This is a genomic window from Candidatus Laterigemmans baculatus, from assembly GCF_010367455.1.
Classification (GTDB): Bacteria; Planctomycetota; Planctomycetia; order Pirellulales; family Pirellulaceae; genus Laterigemmans; species Laterigemmans baculatus.
Map to the genome: position 1 here is coordinate 58,032 of NZ_WRPR01000042.1, position 15,970 is coordinate 74,001.

General features: G+C 63.5%; 14 protein-coding genes. 5 read left to right on the plus strand and 9 right to left on the minus strand.

Annotation, left to right across the window (positions count from 1 at the left end; translation table 11 throughout):
• Positions 1-40 precede the first annotated feature (40 nt).
• The 3 genes from GNK13_RS08930 to GNK13_RS08940 are packed head-to-tail and all read right to left on the minus strand — an operon-like array spanning position 41 to position 4,778.
• Positions 41-1,834: an IRE (iron responsive element) gene (locus tag GNK13_RS08930; RefSeq protein ID WP_164102167.1), complete on the minus strand. Its 1,794-nt coding sequence runs from the start codon at positions 1,832-1,834 to the stop codon at positions 41-43.
• Positions 1,831-3,717 carry an ABC transporter permease gene (locus tag GNK13_RS08935; RefSeq protein ID WP_164102168.1) on the minus strand — a complete coding sequence of 629 codons (1,887 nt, stop codon included), beginning with the start codon at positions 3,715-3,717 and terminating at the stop codon, positions 1,831-1,833. The genes GNK13_RS08930 and GNK13_RS08935 overlap by 4 nt, the downstream gene beginning before the upstream one ends.
• Positions 3,714-4,778, minus strand: coding sequence for an ABC transporter ATP-binding protein (locus GNK13_RS08940; RefSeq protein ID WP_164102169.1), 1,065 nt, complete (start codon positions 4,776-4,778; stop codon positions 3,714-3,716). Before GNK13_RS08940 ends, GNK13_RS08935 begins: the two co-directional genes overlap by 4 nt.
• Before the next feature lie 184 nt (positions 4,779-4,962).
• On the opposite strand from GNK13_RS08940, the gene GNK13_RS08945 reads away from it, so the two are divergent.
• Both GNK13_RS08945 and GNK13_RS08950 read left to right on the plus strand, forming a co-directional pair.
• Positions 4,963-6,639, plus strand: a complete 1,677-nt coding sequence (locus GNK13_RS08945) for a bifunctional folylpolyglutamate synthase/dihydrofolate synthase (RefSeq protein WP_164102170.1) — start codon at positions 4,963-4,965, stop codon at positions 6,637-6,639.
• A 153-nt stretch (positions 6,640-6,792) separates the two neighbouring features.
• A complete protein-coding gene (locus GNK13_RS08950) occupies positions 6,793-7,116 on the plus strand; it encodes a hypothetical protein (protein ID WP_164102171.1) in 324 nt (107 codons plus the stop codon).
• 339 nt (positions 7,117-7,455) lie between these two features.
• Here GNK13_RS08950 and GNK13_RS08955 read toward each other — a convergent pair whose 3' ends face one another.
• The 6 genes from GNK13_RS08955 to GNK13_RS08980 form a co-directional block, all read right to left on the minus strand.
• Complete coding sequence (locus GNK13_RS08955) at positions 7,456-7,887, minus strand: hypothetical protein (protein WP_164102172.1); 432 nt, start codon at positions 7,885-7,887, stop codon at positions 7,456-7,458.
• Between the two features lie 10 nt (positions 7,888-7,897).
• Positions 7,898-9,181: a beta-ketoacyl-ACP synthase II gene (fabF, locus tag GNK13_RS08960; RefSeq protein WP_164102173.1), complete on the minus strand. Its 1,284-nt coding sequence runs from the start codon at positions 9,179-9,181 to the stop codon at positions 7,898-7,900.
• A gap of 67 nt (positions 9,182-9,248) precedes the next feature.
• A complete protein-coding gene (locus GNK13_RS08965) occupies positions 9,249-9,773 on the minus strand; it encodes a 3-hydroxyacyl-ACP dehydratase FabZ family protein (RefSeq protein WP_164102174.1) in 525 nt (174 codons plus the stop codon).
• 41 nt (positions 9,774-9,814) lie between these two features.
• Complete coding sequence (locus GNK13_RS08970; RefSeq protein WP_164102175.1) at positions 9,815-10,204, minus strand: acyl carrier protein; 390 nt, start codon at positions 10,202-10,204, stop codon at positions 9,815-9,817.
• Between the two features lie 250 nt (positions 10,205-10,454).
• Positions 10,455-10,943, minus strand: a complete 489-nt coding sequence (locus GNK13_RS08975; protein ID WP_164102176.1) for a polyketide synthase dehydratase domain-containing protein — start codon at positions 10,941-10,943, stop codon at positions 10,455-10,457.
• 215 nt (positions 10,944-11,158) lie between these two features.
• Positions 11,159-11,446 carry a hypothetical protein gene (locus GNK13_RS08980; protein WP_164102177.1) on the minus strand — a complete coding sequence of 96 codons (288 nt, stop codon included), beginning with the start codon at positions 11,444-11,446 and terminating at the stop codon, positions 11,159-11,161.
• A 292-nt stretch (positions 11,447-11,738) separates the two neighbouring features.
• On the opposite strand from GNK13_RS08980, the gene GNK13_RS08985 reads away from it, so the two are divergent.
• The 3 genes from GNK13_RS08985 (at position 11,739) to GNK13_RS08995 (ending at position 15,913) form a co-directional block, all read left to right on the plus strand.
• The gene (locus GNK13_RS08985) at positions 11,739-13,598 is read left to right on the plus strand and encodes an alkaline phosphatase family protein (protein WP_164102178.1); all 1,860 of its coding nucleotides are present in this window, start codon (positions 11,739-11,741) and stop codon (positions 13,596-13,598) included.
• A 48-nt stretch (positions 13,599-13,646) separates the two neighbouring features.
• The gene (locus GNK13_RS08990; RefSeq protein WP_164102179.1) at positions 13,647-14,114 is read left to right on the plus strand and encodes a PA2169 family four-helix-bundle protein; all 468 of its coding nucleotides are present in this window, start codon (positions 13,647-13,649) and stop codon (positions 14,112-14,114) included.
• A gap of 341 nt (positions 14,115-14,455) precedes the next feature.
• Positions 14,456-15,913 carry a sigma-54-dependent transcriptional regulator gene (locus GNK13_RS08995; protein ID WP_164102180.1) on the plus strand — a complete coding sequence of 486 codons (1,458 nt, stop codon included), beginning with the start codon at positions 14,456-14,458 and terminating at the stop codon, positions 15,911-15,913.
• Positions 15,914-15,970: the final 57 nt, after the last annotated feature.

Sequence of the window (15,970 nt, forward strand, 5' to 3'; positions counted from 1 at the left end):
CTGGGCTGGTCTGTTACGGCCCCCTGCGGGGCGGACGAACCTACTCCTCTTCGGTTTCGTCCGCGGGTGCCTCCGACTCTGCGTCCTCCGATTCGGCTTCGGAATCCGCCGGCTCGTCCGTCGCCTCTTCGGCGTTCGGCTCTTCCTGCGGCTCCGCTTCACTCATCTCCGGAGTTGCGGCTTCGGTGCTTTCCGCAGCCGCGTTCGCGGTGCCTTGGTAGGGGCGGGCGAGGTCGAACGAGGGAGCGTCGGGCGTGGTGTCGGTCTCCTCCTGGCGAATCCGCGCGTACTCTTCCGAATCGGCCTCGTCCATCGTCCGCATTTCGTAGAACGTCTTGAGCGGAAAATCATCCGGCAATTCGCTCTGGTCGGTGGCCACGCGGTAACGGTTGATCGAGTCGAGCAGATCGTCGCTCGCGGCGTCTTCGATCAACACCGGGTAGCGGTCGAAAACTTCGGCCCATTTGACCCAGGCTTTGTCGTAGGCCGCGATCGCTCCGTCGAGATCGGCGCGGTCGTTGAGCTGTTCGGCTTCGTAGACTAATCGCCGAGCCTCGATCATCACGTCCTCCTGCTCGGCCCGGGTGCGGGTCTCCCAGTACTCGTAGTTCATTTGACCGCGATAGCTTTCGGTCTTCTGAATCCGCTGGTCGACGTCATCGATCTCGACGGCCAACTGCAGGGCTTTGAGCTGGACGTTTTCGGGGCTCGCCTTGGCGACCAGGAAGTAGGGCGGCTCAAGCGTCGGCTCGGCCTGGGCGGCCAGAGCCACTTGTTCGGCAGTCCGCTCGGCGGCCGGGGTTTCGATGGCTCGCAGCTGCGCGTCGCTCAGCGCGTCGCGTCGCTCCTGACGCATCTTCTCCAGCGTCTCGCCGGCGGCTTCTTCAAAGCGTTCGACGAGCCCAGCCCGCCGCCGCCGCAAATCTTCCAGCCCGGCTAGCTGGATGGTGAAGGGCGAGGTCGTTTGAATCGAGCGGGTGCCGTAGCGATACCAGTCGTCGCCGGCTCGCTGCCAGGCATCCTTGGCGCGGTCGTCGAGCGTCCCTTCCTCCTCGATCGCCACGGCGTGCAGGATTCGCCACTTGGGTCCGATCTCAAAGAACGTCAACGGCGTCTTGTTCACCAGCCGCACGCCGCTGTCGACCAGGTCATAGCCGCGATTGAGCCACAGCCGGCCGACCAGCCAGTTGTCGGGCCGTCCGTCGGGACCGCGGGCTTCGGGACTGTCGACGGCGATCCCTTCCTCGAGCAACTCGGCGTGCAGCGGATCGTCCTCGCGGAACAATTCGCGGAACTGCCGCTTCTCGTCGCTGAGTCCCAGCTTCTGGCCGTAGAACCAGCCGGTGTACCAGATCAACCGCGGCGCGTTGCGATTCTTGCGGACGCCTTCGGAGAGAAAGCTCATCCCTTTCTTGACCCAGTCGTAGCGCTGGGTGTAGTCGTCGAACTCGGCCGAGACATTGTAAGAAAGGTTATGGGCTTGGTGCTCCCAGACCGCCTCATAATGCGGTTGCAATTTTGCGATCTGGTTCAGCGTCGCGCTCAGCCGGTCCCACTCGTGGTGCCGCTTGTAATCTTCGGACTTTTTCCAGAGCAGCGTCGCAGCCACGCCTCGCAAACCGAGCGAGGCCAATTTCATGCTCTCGCTAGCCGGGTCGATTTCGCCAAGATCGGCTTCGGAGATATCGAAATCGTTCCGCAGCTGGTTGAGTTTGCCGGGCGTGTCGCCGCTCTGGCCAGTCGCCGGTTGGCCGAGCAAATACAACGGCAGCAACATCACGATGATGACTGCCAAGTAAATCAATTTATTCCGTAAGCCACTGGATCGGTTCATGCCGCGATCTCTCGGGTTTTCAAGAAGAAGTAGCCAATAAAACAGGCGAGAATGAAATACCCTAACGTCGTCACTGTATGCCGGAGCAAGAGCGCCCCAAACACATCAAACCCGCTGGCCACGTACTCGGCCGTGCCAAGCATTTTGGGCAGGTTGGGGAGCGAAGTGACGACGGCGTCGAGCGTATATACCGCGACGCTATCGATGCCTTGAATAATTTTTAGCGGCGTCGATTGAATGTCCAGCTCGACCGTCATCGCGTCTTGGCGGAAAGTGCGAATCAGCGATTCAATCGGACCGCCGCCCATCGTCTGGCCACGGTCGATGTAGTACCGCGTGTCGTAGACCGATTCGGCGGAAAATCCGAGCAACACCAGAACAAACGTCGCGATCATGGCGACCGGGCCGCTCAGGGTCGTGCTGAACATCACACCAAAGGCGATCACCATCACCATCTGCAACCAGATGCTGAAGTAGGCTTTTGTCATGTTCCAGCCGAAGGTCGATTCGCGGGGCCGCAGGTAGACGTCCCCTTGAGTCAGACCGAGATACTGGCCGGGGTCGGAGCATCGCACGACGATCTCGACGTGGCCGTTCTCGTCGACCAAATCCTCGAACAGATTCAAGGTTCGCGACTCGCCGCCCGCGGTGCCATCAAATTCGATCGGCAGCTCGGTTTCGTCGACCTGGTATTCCTGGGCAACGAATGGGAAGGGTTCCGATTCGATCGCCTGGTTTTGAGGATTGCGAACGGTGACCGTGCCGCGGACCCCGGTCACGATATCCCCCTTATAAGTCCGGAAGACGCGGAGCTTCATCTCCAGCGGCAGTCCGTCGGGGTATTTGTCGGGAGTGATCTCATCAAACGTGAAGATCGCTGCGCACAGCGTTCCCCCTTCGATGTAGCCGTGTTCGATTCGCCGGGGGCCGATCGTGCGGCCGATGAAGCGACTGAGTCCGCCACTGCCGTAGCCACCGCGGATGTGTTCGTATCCGACGTCGATGCCTTGGGTGTCGGGCAGCCCTTGGCGGTTGAGGAACTGCAGTCCGCCGTACTGGGGCACCCGCGCGCGGAGCGCTCCTTCGGGATCGCCGACGATGAACTCGTCTCCCACTTTGGTGACGACGTGGCGGTGGCCCCGTTCACTCTCGGCCAAGCCATTCCCCTCGGCGTCGATCGTGAACTCGTGGCGGTGGAAGCGGTCGTAGGAGGTTTCGCCGACGAACCGGCCGTCGCCGAGCTCTTCGATCGAAGCGACCGTATGGGTGTGGTCCAAGCCGCGGGTCACGAACAGATAGCTGAGCAATCCCATCGGGACCAACAGCAGCGTGCCGACAGCGGTGAAGCCGAAGATCCGGCCGAGCACGATCTCGGTCGCGCGGACCGGTTTGGTGACGATCGTATAAATCGTGCGACTTTTGATATCGGCCGGCAGGCTGAAGCAGCTGATGAACAGCGCGAGCATCAAAATCAAATAGTTCGTCGCCGTCAGCACAAAACTGATATACAGCCGCGCCGGATCATCGCTGGTCGGATCGAGGTACCAGCCGGCCAACAGCAAGCCGACGGCGAACAGCCCGATCACGAACAGGATCCGGCGGCGAATCGCCTCTTTGAACGCTAGCCGGGCCAGCGCATACACCCGCCGCGGAGCGGTGCCGGGGAGGTCGCGGGTGAACAGGTCGCGAAGCACTCCGGCGACCGCGTAGAACGCTTCGCCCGGTCCGTACCGCACGGCCGACACGATGTACCCGATCACCAGCCCGAGCAGAACCGCCAAAATCAGCAGCGCAACGCCCTGCAGCAAGGCGCTTTCGAGAAACGCACCCGGGCGGAGCAACCACTCGGAAAAGGACCAAAAATCTTCCGGCTGAAGCGTCATGATGGGGCATCTCCGCTGGACTTCGACGAGCGGTCCGCGGGGCTCTCGGCCGACGGCGGAAGGGCAGCGGGATTGGCGGGCGGATTGCCACTGGCGGGCGGATTGCCACTGGCATCGGGGGGCAGGGCGGCGGCGCGGCGGTGACCGGGCCGCTCTTCGCTTTCGCGGACGATGTTCAGGAACAGGTCTTCCATCGTCGTCGTCGGGTTGTCCATCGACTGCAGCTGCCCGCCATGGCGGCGGATCACGTCGGCGATCTCGGCTTTGGCCTGCTCGCTCAGCCCGCGGGCGTGGACTTCGGTCACGTCTTGGACTTTGAGCAGATCCTCGACTCGGCCCAGCTCTTTCAGCTCGCCCTGGTGGAGGATCGCGACTCGGTCGCAGACATCCTGGACGTCGGCCAGCTGGTGGCTGCAGAGCAGGATCGTTTTGCCGGCGTCGCGGAGGCTGAGGATCAGATCCTTCATCTCGCGGGTTCCGATCGGGTCGAGGCCAGTCGTCGGTTCGTCGAGCAGGATCAGATCGGGATCATTGATCAGGGCCTGCGCCAAACCGACCCGCCGCGTCATCCCTTTGGAGAACTCGCGGAGCTGGCGATAGCGGGCCCGCTCGAGCCCGACCATCTTGATCAGCTCGTCGACCCGCCGCTGGCGATCGGCCGCCGACATGTTGAACAGCCGCCCATAGAAGTCGAGCGTCTCTTCGGCCGTCAGGAACTTGTAGAGGTACGACTCTTCGGGCAGATAGCCGACCCGCTCGTTCTTGGACGTTTCCGAGGCGTCTTTGTCGAACACCAGCACCCGTCCGCTGGTTGGAAACAGCAGCCCGAGAATGAGCTTGATGGTCGTCGACTTGCCGCTGCCGTTCGGTCCGAGCAACCCAAAAATCTCGCCTTGCCGAATCTCGATGTCGAGCGAGTTAAGGGCTTGGACCTTCTTCCGGCCCCAAAAGTCGCGATATATCTTGCTGAGGTTGCGAGTCTCGATGACCACCTGCGACGCGGTGGCGTCGGGCGAGGTGGGAGCGGGCCGCTCGGCGACGGCGACTGGATCGGTTTCCAACGGAACCCTCGGGGAAGCGGGGGTTAAGGGGTACAAAGAGAACGGAGCGATGGTGTTACGGTGGACCGCCAACGACGGTTCGAACCGCTCACAGTCTAATCGTCCCGACGCAAAAGGGGGCCGCCGGAATCATTCTTCTGAGCTTAATTGTCCGATCGTTCGCCATAGGAAAAGTACATCCGCGATGACCACACCGGCGACAGCCCCAGCAGACGCGGGAGATGCATCGAGAGAGGATCGTAAAAATCCGCTGCCCGGCCAGCAACCGACCGCCGCGGAACCCGCAAGCGCCACCGGGCAGGCGAGCGCCACCGGGCAGGCGAGCGCCACCGGGCAGGCGAGCGCCACTGGGCAGGCGAGCGGGGAGCGGGCCGCGGCGCTCGAGTATCTGTTCGGCCGCTTGAATTACGAGCGGATCGCGCCTCCCACCCAGCAAGGCGCTTTTCGTCTCCGGCGGATGCGGCACTTGCTGGCCGAGCTCGGCCATCCCGAACGGGCGACCCAGATCGTGCACGTCGGCGGGACCAAGGGCAAAGGGAGCACGTCGAGCATGATCGCGGCGATGCTCACCGGCGGCGGGCGGCGGGTCGGGTTGTACACCTCGCCCCATCTGGAGCGGTTGGAGGAGCGGTTCAGCGTCGACGGCGAGCCTTGCAGCGAACAGGAGTTGGTCGAGCTGGTCGCCGTGGTCGCCGCGGCGGCCGACGCGATCGAAGCCCGCGGCGAAGGGCCCGCCACCTTCTTCGAGCTGACGACGGCGATGGCGCTGGAGCACTTTCGCCGCCGCGAGTGCGAGATCTCGGTTATCGAAGTCGGTCTCGGCGGGAGGCTCGACAGCACCAACGTCTGCGATCCGGTCGTCACGGTCGTGACCACCGTGGGGCTCGACCACCAGCATCTGCTGGGCGACACGGTGGAGAAAATTGCGGTCGAGAAAGCGGGGATCATTAAACCGGGCGTGCCGGTGATCACCGGCGTGCGGGATTCGACGGGAGGCGGAGTGCCCACGGGAGGCGGGGCGTTTGAGGTGATCCGCCGCACGGCCGAGGAGCGAGGAGCGCCGCTGTGGGCGCTCGGCCGCGACTTCCGCCTCGAACTGCATCCCAGCGAGCCGGGGGGCTCCAGCGAGCCGGGGGGCTCCAGCGAGCCGGGGGGCTCGAGCGAGTGGGGGGGCTCGAGCGAGCCGGGAGAGCGCTTCGATTTCCGCCCCCAGTCGCATCGCTCCGGCGCGGGGCAGTTGGAGCCGGGTCAACCCGAGGCGGAGGGGCCCGCTGCAAAGGGGCCTGCTGCGGAGGGGCTGCGGCTGCGGGAGAATTGGCGGGTGGGGCTTGAAGGAGCCCATCAGGTGGACAACGCGGCCCTGGCCCTGGCGGTGCTCGACGCGCTCGAGCCGCTGGGGCTGGGGGTTCCGCTGGAGCGGCAGCGCGCGGCGCTGGCGGCGGTCCGCTGCAGCGCGCGGGTCGAGCGGTTTGGGGGAACTCCTGAAATAATCCTCGATGCGGCCCACAACGTCGATTCGATTCGGGCGCTGCGAGCGGTTCTGCTGAATCGTCCGGTCTCGGGGAAGACGGTCGTGGTCTTCGGCACCAGCGCCGATAAAGATGCCCAGGAGATGCTGGCATTGCTTTGCGAAGCCGCCGACATCCTGGTCCTGACCCGATACTGGTCCAACCCGCGTTGGTTCGATCCGACGGTACTGGCGGGTTTCGCGCGAGATACACCGACAATGATTCAAGAGCGACCCAGCGAGGCTCTCGAGATCGCCCGCCACGCCGCCGGCCGAGAGGGCCGCGTCGTGATTTGTGGCTCCTTCTTCCTGGCCGCCGAGCTGCGGCCCATCCTGCGAGCTAGACTGCCGTAACTTCTAGCAACTTTTTTCCGGCAGCATGACCAAACGTGTCCGGAGCCCTGGCGATAACTTCTCCTGTCCCCGGGACGCAGGTGAAAACCCTCCCTGCTTTGCTCGACGGCTTCGGAACACGTCCCTCCAGCACAGATTCAAAGGAACGGAAGAATGGCCAAGTTCTACATTCAATCGGGAACGATGCGAGCAACGCTTGCCGCCGAAGATTCTCGCCGCGCCGCGCTGTGGGCCGTCCACCAGGCGATGCAGCAGATCGTCCCGGTCTACGACGATCCCGATCTGACTCCCGAGCAGAAAAGCGACTCGGCGATGATCGAAGGAATGCTGGTCCTCGGCGATACGATCCGGCTGAGCGAACAGGGCTATGACCGCGAGGACGCCGAAGAGCTGCCGACGTTCGACGTCGTGACCGAGTGGAACCAGCTGATGATCGCCCTCGATCGCCTCGAACGCCTGTTCGGCGGCAAAGAGTAGGGGGCTCCGCGGTTCGGAGGCATGGTTCGGGGCGGCACCCGATGTCACCCTCCCCCCGGGAGGGTCGCGAGGAACGAGCGGGGAGGGGCCGGTAGACGCTCGCGCGATGAGTGCGTGTGACCCTTTTTCCTCAACGAATTGGCGTCTTTTCTAACGGCTCAGTCGAGAGTTCGTGCTGAAACCCATTGCCCTCCCCGGGCCTAAGAGCCCGACCCTCCCGCATGCGGGAGGGTGATGTTTTGGACTCGCCGTTTCTACTTCTGGCGACCTTTTCTTCCGGGCTTTTCACCATCCCAGCCCGACCCTCCCGCAAGCGAGAGGGTGAAATCGGAAGGATGTTTACTGCCGGTCCTCGGCCTGCCGGCGGGAAAGGTAGCCCGCGCTGGTTTCAAAATACCGCCGGCGGCGCGTCTCGCGGTGCTCGGAGGTTTCCTCCCGCTTGGCCGCTTCCCGCTCGCGCTCCAGGTCGGTCAGGTTGGCGGTGCAGAAGCGGCAGCCGATCCGCTCCAGATGAAACCGAACGTAGCCCTCGGCCGCGGGATCCATCACGCCCAGCAGATACTGGCTGAGCTGTTCGCGGTCGGGGCAGGAGAGTCGATGCCGCCGCCAGATCGCCCCGATCGAGTGCATCCCCGCATCGACCTGCCCGCGAATCGTCGCCAAGCGGTGATGGAGTTCCTCGTCATCCCGCAGTCGCAGCTCGATCTCCGCCATCTGGTCGGGCGGCAGGACCTCGTCGAGGAAGCCGCGGAGCTGAGAATCGGTGAACATGGCGAGCCCTTTACACGTCCCGAGCCAGGCAGAGCGTGACGTTTTGGCCGCCGAAGCCGAACGAGTTGTTCAGCGCGTAGGCGATTTCCGCGTCGCGCGCCTCATTCGGCACGTAGTCCAAATCGCATGCCGGATCAGGGTTTTCGTAGTTGATCGTCGGCGGCAGGACCGAATCCCGCATCGCCAGCAAGCAGACGATCATCTCGGTCACGCCGGCCGCGGCGATCAGGTGCCCCATCATGCTCTTGGTGCTGCTGACCGGAACTTGAGCGGCCGCCTCGCCAAAAACTTCCTTGCAGGCCTGGGTTTCGACTTTATCGTTGACCGTGGTGCTCGTGCCGTGGGCGTTGACGTACCCGATGTCGCCCGGGTTGAGTCCGGCATCGGCGATCGCCATCCGCATCGCTGCGATCGCGCCGTGCCCATCGGGGGGAATATCGGTGATTCGGTAGGCGTCGGCCGTGGTCCCGTAGCCGACCACTTCGCCGTAGATCGTCGCTCCGCGGCGGCGGGCCTGCTCGTACTCTTCGAGAATCACCATCCCGGCGCCTTCACCGAGCACGAACCCGTCGCGGGTTTTGTCGAACGGCCGGCTCGCTTTGGTCGGCTCGTCGTTCCGCGTCGAGAGGGCGGTGAGGAGATTGAAGCCGGTCACGCCGAACGGGTGGATCATGCTGTGGGTGCCGCCAGCGAGCATCGCATCGGCGTCGCCCCGGCGGATGATCTCGCTCGCTTCCCCGACGGCTTGGCTGCTCGCGGCGCACGCGGTCAAGCAGTTGTAGTTGGGGCCTTGGGCATTGAACATGCCCGCCAGGTGGGCGGCCGGCATGTTCGGCTCCTGCTCGAGTTCGGCCGACGGATTGAGCAGTTCCAGTCCGCGGGCGATGAACTTGGCGACGTCGTATTCTCCCTTTTCGAGAGCCGCGGCCATCATCCGCGTGAACGTCAGAAAGTCCTGGTTCCCTTCGCCGCTGCCGAGGTAGATCCCAAACCGCACCGGATCGATCGAGGTTTCGAGGATCCCGCTGTCGGTCACCGCCTGCTTGGCCGCGCCGGCCGCGAAGCGGGTGTGGCGACCGCGGAGCTTCCAGACTTCCGGGTCTTCACCGGAGTCGGTGATGTCCCAGTTTTTGACTTCGGCGGAGATCTTCGTGGGAAAGCCACTGGCGTCGAAGAGCGTGGTGTAGCCCACCCCGCTGTGCCCCTCGCGGAGCCCGTTCCAGACCGTCTGGGCATCATGTCCCATTGGGTTAATCAGGCCAATTCCAGTGACGACAACGCGGCGGCGGGACATGGGAGGTCCAGGCTTCGTAAAAAATGAGGAAACAATCCGTAGCGGCCAGAGCCCTTTGTGGGGGCTCTTACCGCTCGACCGTCACCGGCAGCGGTTGCCCGGAGGCATCCACGGCGACTTCAAAGAAATTCATCAGCTGCAGCATCGTTTGCAGCTCATCGGGCGGGAACAGCGTGTGCTCTCCAAACCGTTCATCGTCGAGGAACGCAAACATCAGTTGGACGTCCGCTTGGGGGCGGCCCCCACTCAAGGGACCCTCGCTCAGATGGCTCGTGCAGCTCACCATCGCCCCATCCTCTTGGACCGTCTCCAAGCGGGCGTGGTAGCGGAGCTGGTCGCCGGGGGTCGCTGGAAGATAGAACTCGGCTTTGGCAACTTTGGCCAGCACGACGCGCTTGCGAAAATCGAGGTGCTCCGACACCAGAATCCCCCCCAGCTGCGCCAGCCCTTCGATAATCAAAGTGCTGGGCAGGTAAGGGTATCCCGGGCAGTAGCGATCGAGCGCTTCCTCGTCGAGCGCGACGTTTTTCACCGCCGTGGCCTCGCTGCCGCTGTGAAAAGTTTCAAAGCGATCGATCCAAAACCAACGCATAGCAGGGGTCGCTCGGGGAGAAAGCGGTCGGTGGGAAAACGCTAGCTGCCGATTTTCGATTCGACGTAGCGGCACATGTCCTGAACGGTCAGCAGGTCGCCGAAATCCTGGACGCGGGGGTTCTCTTCGAACTTGCTCAGGTCGGCCCACGGCATCCGCCGCTTCAGTTCGGTCAGCCCTTCCGGGGTGACCTTGCCGTCCTGGACATACTGGCTGTTGGTCAGGATGTCTTCGGGCGACAGTTCTTCGCGGGGAATCTGGATGTTGAAGGCTTTTTCGAGCTTGAAGACGATGTCCAGGAAGTCGATCGATTCGGCGCCGAGGTCGCCGACCAAGGTCGCTTCCGGAGTGACTTCTTCATCATCGACACCCAGAGCGTCGACGAGCGCTTCCTGGACCTTCTCGAAAACTTCCTCGCTGGTATGCGCCATCATCCGGTTCCTTCTAAAAGGCAATGGAGTAACTTGATTTCAAACGTATCGTCGCCATCGGGGCGGTGACTTTGACGGCAATCGGCCGCTGCGGTCCCGCCGCTGGGGTTTTGCCCGCCGCTGGGGTCCTGCACAAGTTCCGCTCAGGGGCCGACCTCGCCTGCTGCTCTACCCAGTCATCCCAGGGTGCCCAAGCTGCCTCGGTGTTGCGGCGAGCCCAAGCTGCGCGGTAAGCCCAGCCCGCTGCGGCTTATGCCAAAGGTACAGTGGCGGGGACTTCGCCGAAAAGCTCAGTAAATTGTTTTCGCACTCGGCTGCGGACATCCTCGTTCCGCTTCAGCCGCGGATCGCTCGGCAGTTCGCCCCGCTCGAGCACGAGCCTGGCCGAAACCGTCGTCCGCTCTCCCTTGCGTGCGAGCGTCTTGACGGTCACCAGCGGGCCCGCTTCGCGGACCAGTTCGGCAACGATCTCGAGCGTTTCGCCGGGGGCAAGAAAATCGGCGAATTTGACGCTCTTGGCCTCCCGCATCATGACCAGCGGGTGAGCGAAATCGTCGCCCGTGCGGACCATCCACATCGCCGCCTGATAGGCCGCTTCCAGCATCATCACTCCGGGCATCACCGGAAAATGGGGGAAGTGGTCGCGGAGGTATTCCTCCTCGGCCCGCAGGGTGCGACGGGCGACGATCCGTCGACCAGGCTGCAGTTCAGTAATGGAATCGAGCTGGGAGAAACGCATGGGCGGCGACGGTTCCAAAGGTCCCGGAAGCGATAGAGGCGGCCCTAGAATAGTTTCCCCGTTTTTCCCACTCAACCGCAGTTGCGAAACTCTGCCCATGCTCGGCAAATTCGCGTTGCGGTGAGTCGAATCCGAAAGCACTACCCCGCGCCGGAAAATAACTCGCGTGGGGCGCATATCGGATTCGCACGGAAAGCGTCAATCCCGATCGCCGCTCAGCTGAGGGCGAACAGCACGATGCCGATCAGCAAGCCGATCACGGCGAGCACGGCGAGGTAGGCGAGGCCCACCAAGGCGAACGGAGCCTGCGGCGCTTTCCGCTCCATCGGCTTATCATGCGAGACCGCCGACTCCTGGACTGTCTCGGCCATGCCGTGCTTCTCCGCAGGCTCGTTGCCGACTCCGTCCGAGCCGCGACGAAGCGCTCCTTCCCGCCCTGCAGCGGATTCGGGTTTCACGTTTTCATACTCCGCGCCGCGGCCTGATTCCTTGAGCGATGTCATCGCAACGACCCTGCTTACGAGTTCTTTCTGAGGGGCAGCCGGTGCGTCTTCGCAACCGGTGGTGCCACGTTCGGCGGCAGACGGGCGAGTGCGAAAGCCTTCAGTAAAGGCTTAGCGAAGGCTCAGGGGAGTCCCCGTGAAGCCTTAGCAAAAGTCTTGGCTCGCCTCTGCCGGAAGAAAAACTTCGCAACTGGCGTACCAAATGCTGGTTCGTTGGCTGGGGCTGTACGTCTCATCGGCTCAACGCATCAGCTCAACTTGCCACTCGGACTGCGAATAGGAGAAAGCCTGCATGACGAGCTCCACGGTCTCCCACTCGAACGGTTCCGCCTCGAACGGTTCTGCCCGCGATGGGTCCGATCACGAGGTCGCCCGCGAGCTCCAGGCGGACGGGAAAGCTGCCGCGGGAAAACCTCGACGGCGGTGCCTGTTGTTCGTGGTCGACGCGCTGGCCGAGGCCTACATCCGCGAGGCGATCGCGGACGCTCGCTTGCCGCACTTGGCCGAGTTGCTTGAGGAGGGAGGGCAGCTGGTCCGCTGCACCTCCATTTTTCCGTCGATCACGCCCGCTGCCACCTGCACGCTGGCCACCGGGGCCTATCCGCAGGAGCACCGCGTCGAAGGGGCCTACTGGATCGATCAATCGAGCGGAGAAATGGCCTATTTCGGGGACGATTTCGAGCTGGTCCGCAAACGCGGGCTGCACCGCTACTTGGTCGACTTTGGCGAGCGTCTGAATGCCCAGCGTCTCGACGCCCCAACGATTTTCGAACGCGTCGAAGCGGAAGGTTTGAGTTCGGGCTGCGTCAATTACATGTGGTTCCACGGCGACCATCTGCACCACCGAGCGACTCCCTGGAGCTTGCGGGCTCTGGCCGGGCGGCTCTCGGGTTCGACCCGCGGCCCCGAGGTCTTGTTGCTCGGCGATTTCGTCACCACCTGGCCGCGGTCGATGCGTCCGCCGCGCTGGAACCGCTGGGGATTGTGGCATCGCTATGGGTTTGACGACGCCACCACGATGGGGCGGTTGATGGAGATGGCCAAGCAGGACTGCCTCCCCGACTTCACCTTGGCGTACTTTCCCAACAACGACTACGAAAGCCACGGGAAAGGGCCCCGCCGCGCCCTGGAGACCGCAATCCGCCCCTTCGACGAATTTCTCGGCCGCTTCGTGCGGTGCCTGGGAGGCTGGAAGAAATTCCGCGAAGCGTACTCGCTCCTGATCGTCGGCGATCACGCCCAGAGCCGCACGGCCGACGATCCGCTCGAGCGGGGAGTGGAGCTCGAGGAACTCCTCGATGGACTGGGCATCGCCGACGCGGCGGGAAATTGGCAGGAGGGGGAGCGGATCTATATCTGTCCCAACATGCGGGCCGCGGCGGTCTACCAGCGAGAGCCCGAGGACGTCCAGCTGAGGAAGGAGATCGTCACCCGATTGCTCGCCGACAAACGGGTCGATCAAGTGCTTTGGGAAGAGCTCGCCAGCCACGATCGCCCGGCTGCGGACGGCAGTGCGGGGAGCAGTGCGGGGAGCAGTGCGGGGAGCAGTGCGGGGAGCAGTGCGGATGGCCCGCGGTGGTACTGCGTTAAGACGGCGGACCGCGGCCAGTTCCGCTTCGCCCGGGCCGAGGCCCATTCAGCAGCCGAATCAGGAGCAGCCGCGGGACGGGGCGAGGTAGTCCGGGACGAGCGGGGAAACCGCTGGCGGGTCGAAGGGGACTGGCGGGCGCTCGATTTATCGCTCGCCGACAGCGACTCGGGAGGGGGGGACTCGGGAGGGGAGGGCTCGGCCTCAGGTGCCGCCGCCGCGGGGGCGAGCGGCCAGGAGCGGCAGCTGGCCTGTGGCAATTACCCAAACGCCTTGGAGCGGATCGCCCACTGCTTTCCGGCCGGCTCTTCGCCGGTCTGGGCCACGGCCCGGCTGGGGTGTGAATTCAAGACTTCTGAAACGAGTACCCATCCCGGCGGCAGCCACGGAGGGCTCAACTGGGAGGACTCCGACGCGGCGCTGCTCGTGCTCGGGCTGCCGCAGACGATTCCCGAGCGCGTCGCTTCTGTCGACGTGGTGCCCCTTTGCCTGCAGGCTCTGGGGATCGGCGATGGCGGCTTGGGGGAGATGACGGGGACCCGGCACATCACTTGCAACCCGTAAGGCACCTGGGCTGATTTATCGAACCAACTTCCCCGAGAGGACAATCCGATGTCGCTGGAAACTGCACATACGCTGGCACCCGAGACGGTCGACGCGCTTCAGGAACTGACGCAGATGAATATCGACAGCCGCGACGGGCTGCGCTATTCGGCGGAGCAACTCAAGGATTCGCCGATCGCGACGATGTTCCGCGAGGCGGCAGAGGAGCGGGCCCGGCAAGCGGCCGAGCTGCAGCATTACGTGTCGCTCAATGATCAAGACCCGCAGCGCAAGGGGTCGCTCGCCGCAGCCGTGCACCGCAGCTGGATCGCGATCCGCGACTCGATCTCAAGCGACGACGTGCACGCCGTGTTGGCCGAAGCCGAACGAGGCGAGGATCACATCAAGGCAGCCTACGAAGACGTGCTCAAGCGGACCGCCGGAAGCGCCGTCAACGACGTGCTTCAGCGGCAGTACGCGGCGGTCAAGAAAATCCACGATCGGATTCGCGACCTCCGCGACAGTACTCGCAAGTAAGTTGCTGAAATTGCTCAGCAGCGAAAGTTAACGACACCGCCAATCCACCTCCCACCGCAACGGGTCGTGGATTGGCGGTTTTTTTTGGGCTCCGAGCCGATCTTCGAAGCCGCGGGAGGCGTAGTGGGGGAGAACTTTCTCTGGGAGAAGGGGACGCTGTGGGATCACTGGATCGGATCGGCTGGACCGCTGTGGCCGCTCATGGGGCCGCGTCGAAACCCCGCTGATGGCCATCATGCCTGTTTTTTCAGCCCTTCCAGCTGTTATCATTTTCTGTACCGAAGCCAGCCGTCCGGCTCCGTCCTCCGCTCTGTGATCGCTACCTCCCTTTTCGGATCCCGATGGAACACACACAGCTCGCGAAGATCCTCGTCGTCGACGACGATCGATCGGTGCATTTGTTGGTGCAAAAGTCACTTGCGGACATCGCGGAGGTGCTCTCGGCGACGACAGCCCAGGAGGGGCTTCGCCTGGTAGCCGAGAAATCGCCCGACGTGGTGCTGCTCGACATCCAGCTGCCCGACACCAACGGACTAGCGCTGTTTTGCCAGATCCACGAATTGGACAACCGGTTGCCGGTGATTTTCATCACCGTCGATGCCGGCAGTGAAACGGCGATCGAAGCGATGCAGCTCGGAGCCTACGACTACGTGGGCAAGCCGTTGCGGGTGCAGGCGCTGGTGGAGCTGGTCAATCGAGCGATCACCACGCGGCGGATGGTCAGCACGCCGGTGGCAATCGCCGCCGACGAAACGGGACCCTCCTCAAAGGGCGAGTTGTTTGTGGGCCGCAGCCCGCAGATGCTGGAAGTTTTCAAAGCGATCGGCCGCGTCGCCAAGCAGAACGTGACGGTGCTGGTGCGGGGCGAGAGTGGCACGGGCAAGGAATTGGTCGCTCGGGCGCTGGTCCAGTACGGCGACCGCTCGGATGCTCCTTTTTTGGCGGTCAACTGCGCTGCGCTTCCGGAAAACCTGCTCGAAAGCGAACTGTTTGGGCACGAAAAGGGAGCCTTCACCGGGGCCGAGAACCGCCGGATCGGGAAGTTCGAGCAGTGCAACGGAGGGACGCTGCTGTTGGACGAGATCGGCGACATGTCGCCGACGGTCCAGGCCAAGGTGCTGCGGGTCCTGCAGGAACAGCACTTCGAGCGGGTCGGCGGCACCAAGCTGCTGAAGACCGACGTGCGGCTGATCACCGCCACCAACCGCGACCTGGAGACGATGGTCGAGGAAGGGGAGTTCCGCGAAGACCTGCTGTACCGATTGAACGGGGTCACGATCAATCTGCCGCCGCTTCGCGATCGCGTCGGTGACATCCCCGATTTGCTGCACTACTTCCTCAAGCGAGCCAAAATCGACCTTAAAAAGCCGGAGCTCGAAGGAATTTCGGCCGAAGCGACTGAGTTGTTGTGCGCCTTCGACTGGCCGGGAAACGTCCGGCAGCTGCAGGCGGTGATTCGCCGGGCAACGCTCAACACGACCGGACCCGCGATTCTGCCCGAAGCGCTGCCGGAAGAAATTCAGCATCTGGAAAAGAAGCCGAAAGCCCCTAAAACGCCCGAATTGGACCACGAATCCGACCTTTCGCGGTTCATCGACGAGCGGTTTCGCAGCGGCTCGACGAACATGTATGCCGAGACGATCGAGTACGTGGAACGCTATTTGCTTTCTCGAGTGCTCGGTGAAACCGAAGGCAACCAGTCGCAGGCGGCTGAGATCTTGGGGATCACTCGCGGCAAGATCCGCGACCGGATCGCTGCGTACGACATCCAGATCGACCGCAAAGTGTCACTCAGCTGATCGAGCCGACCGCGAGCCCCCCTTCGCTTTGCCGCTGGGGCCGCAGCGCCTCGATCA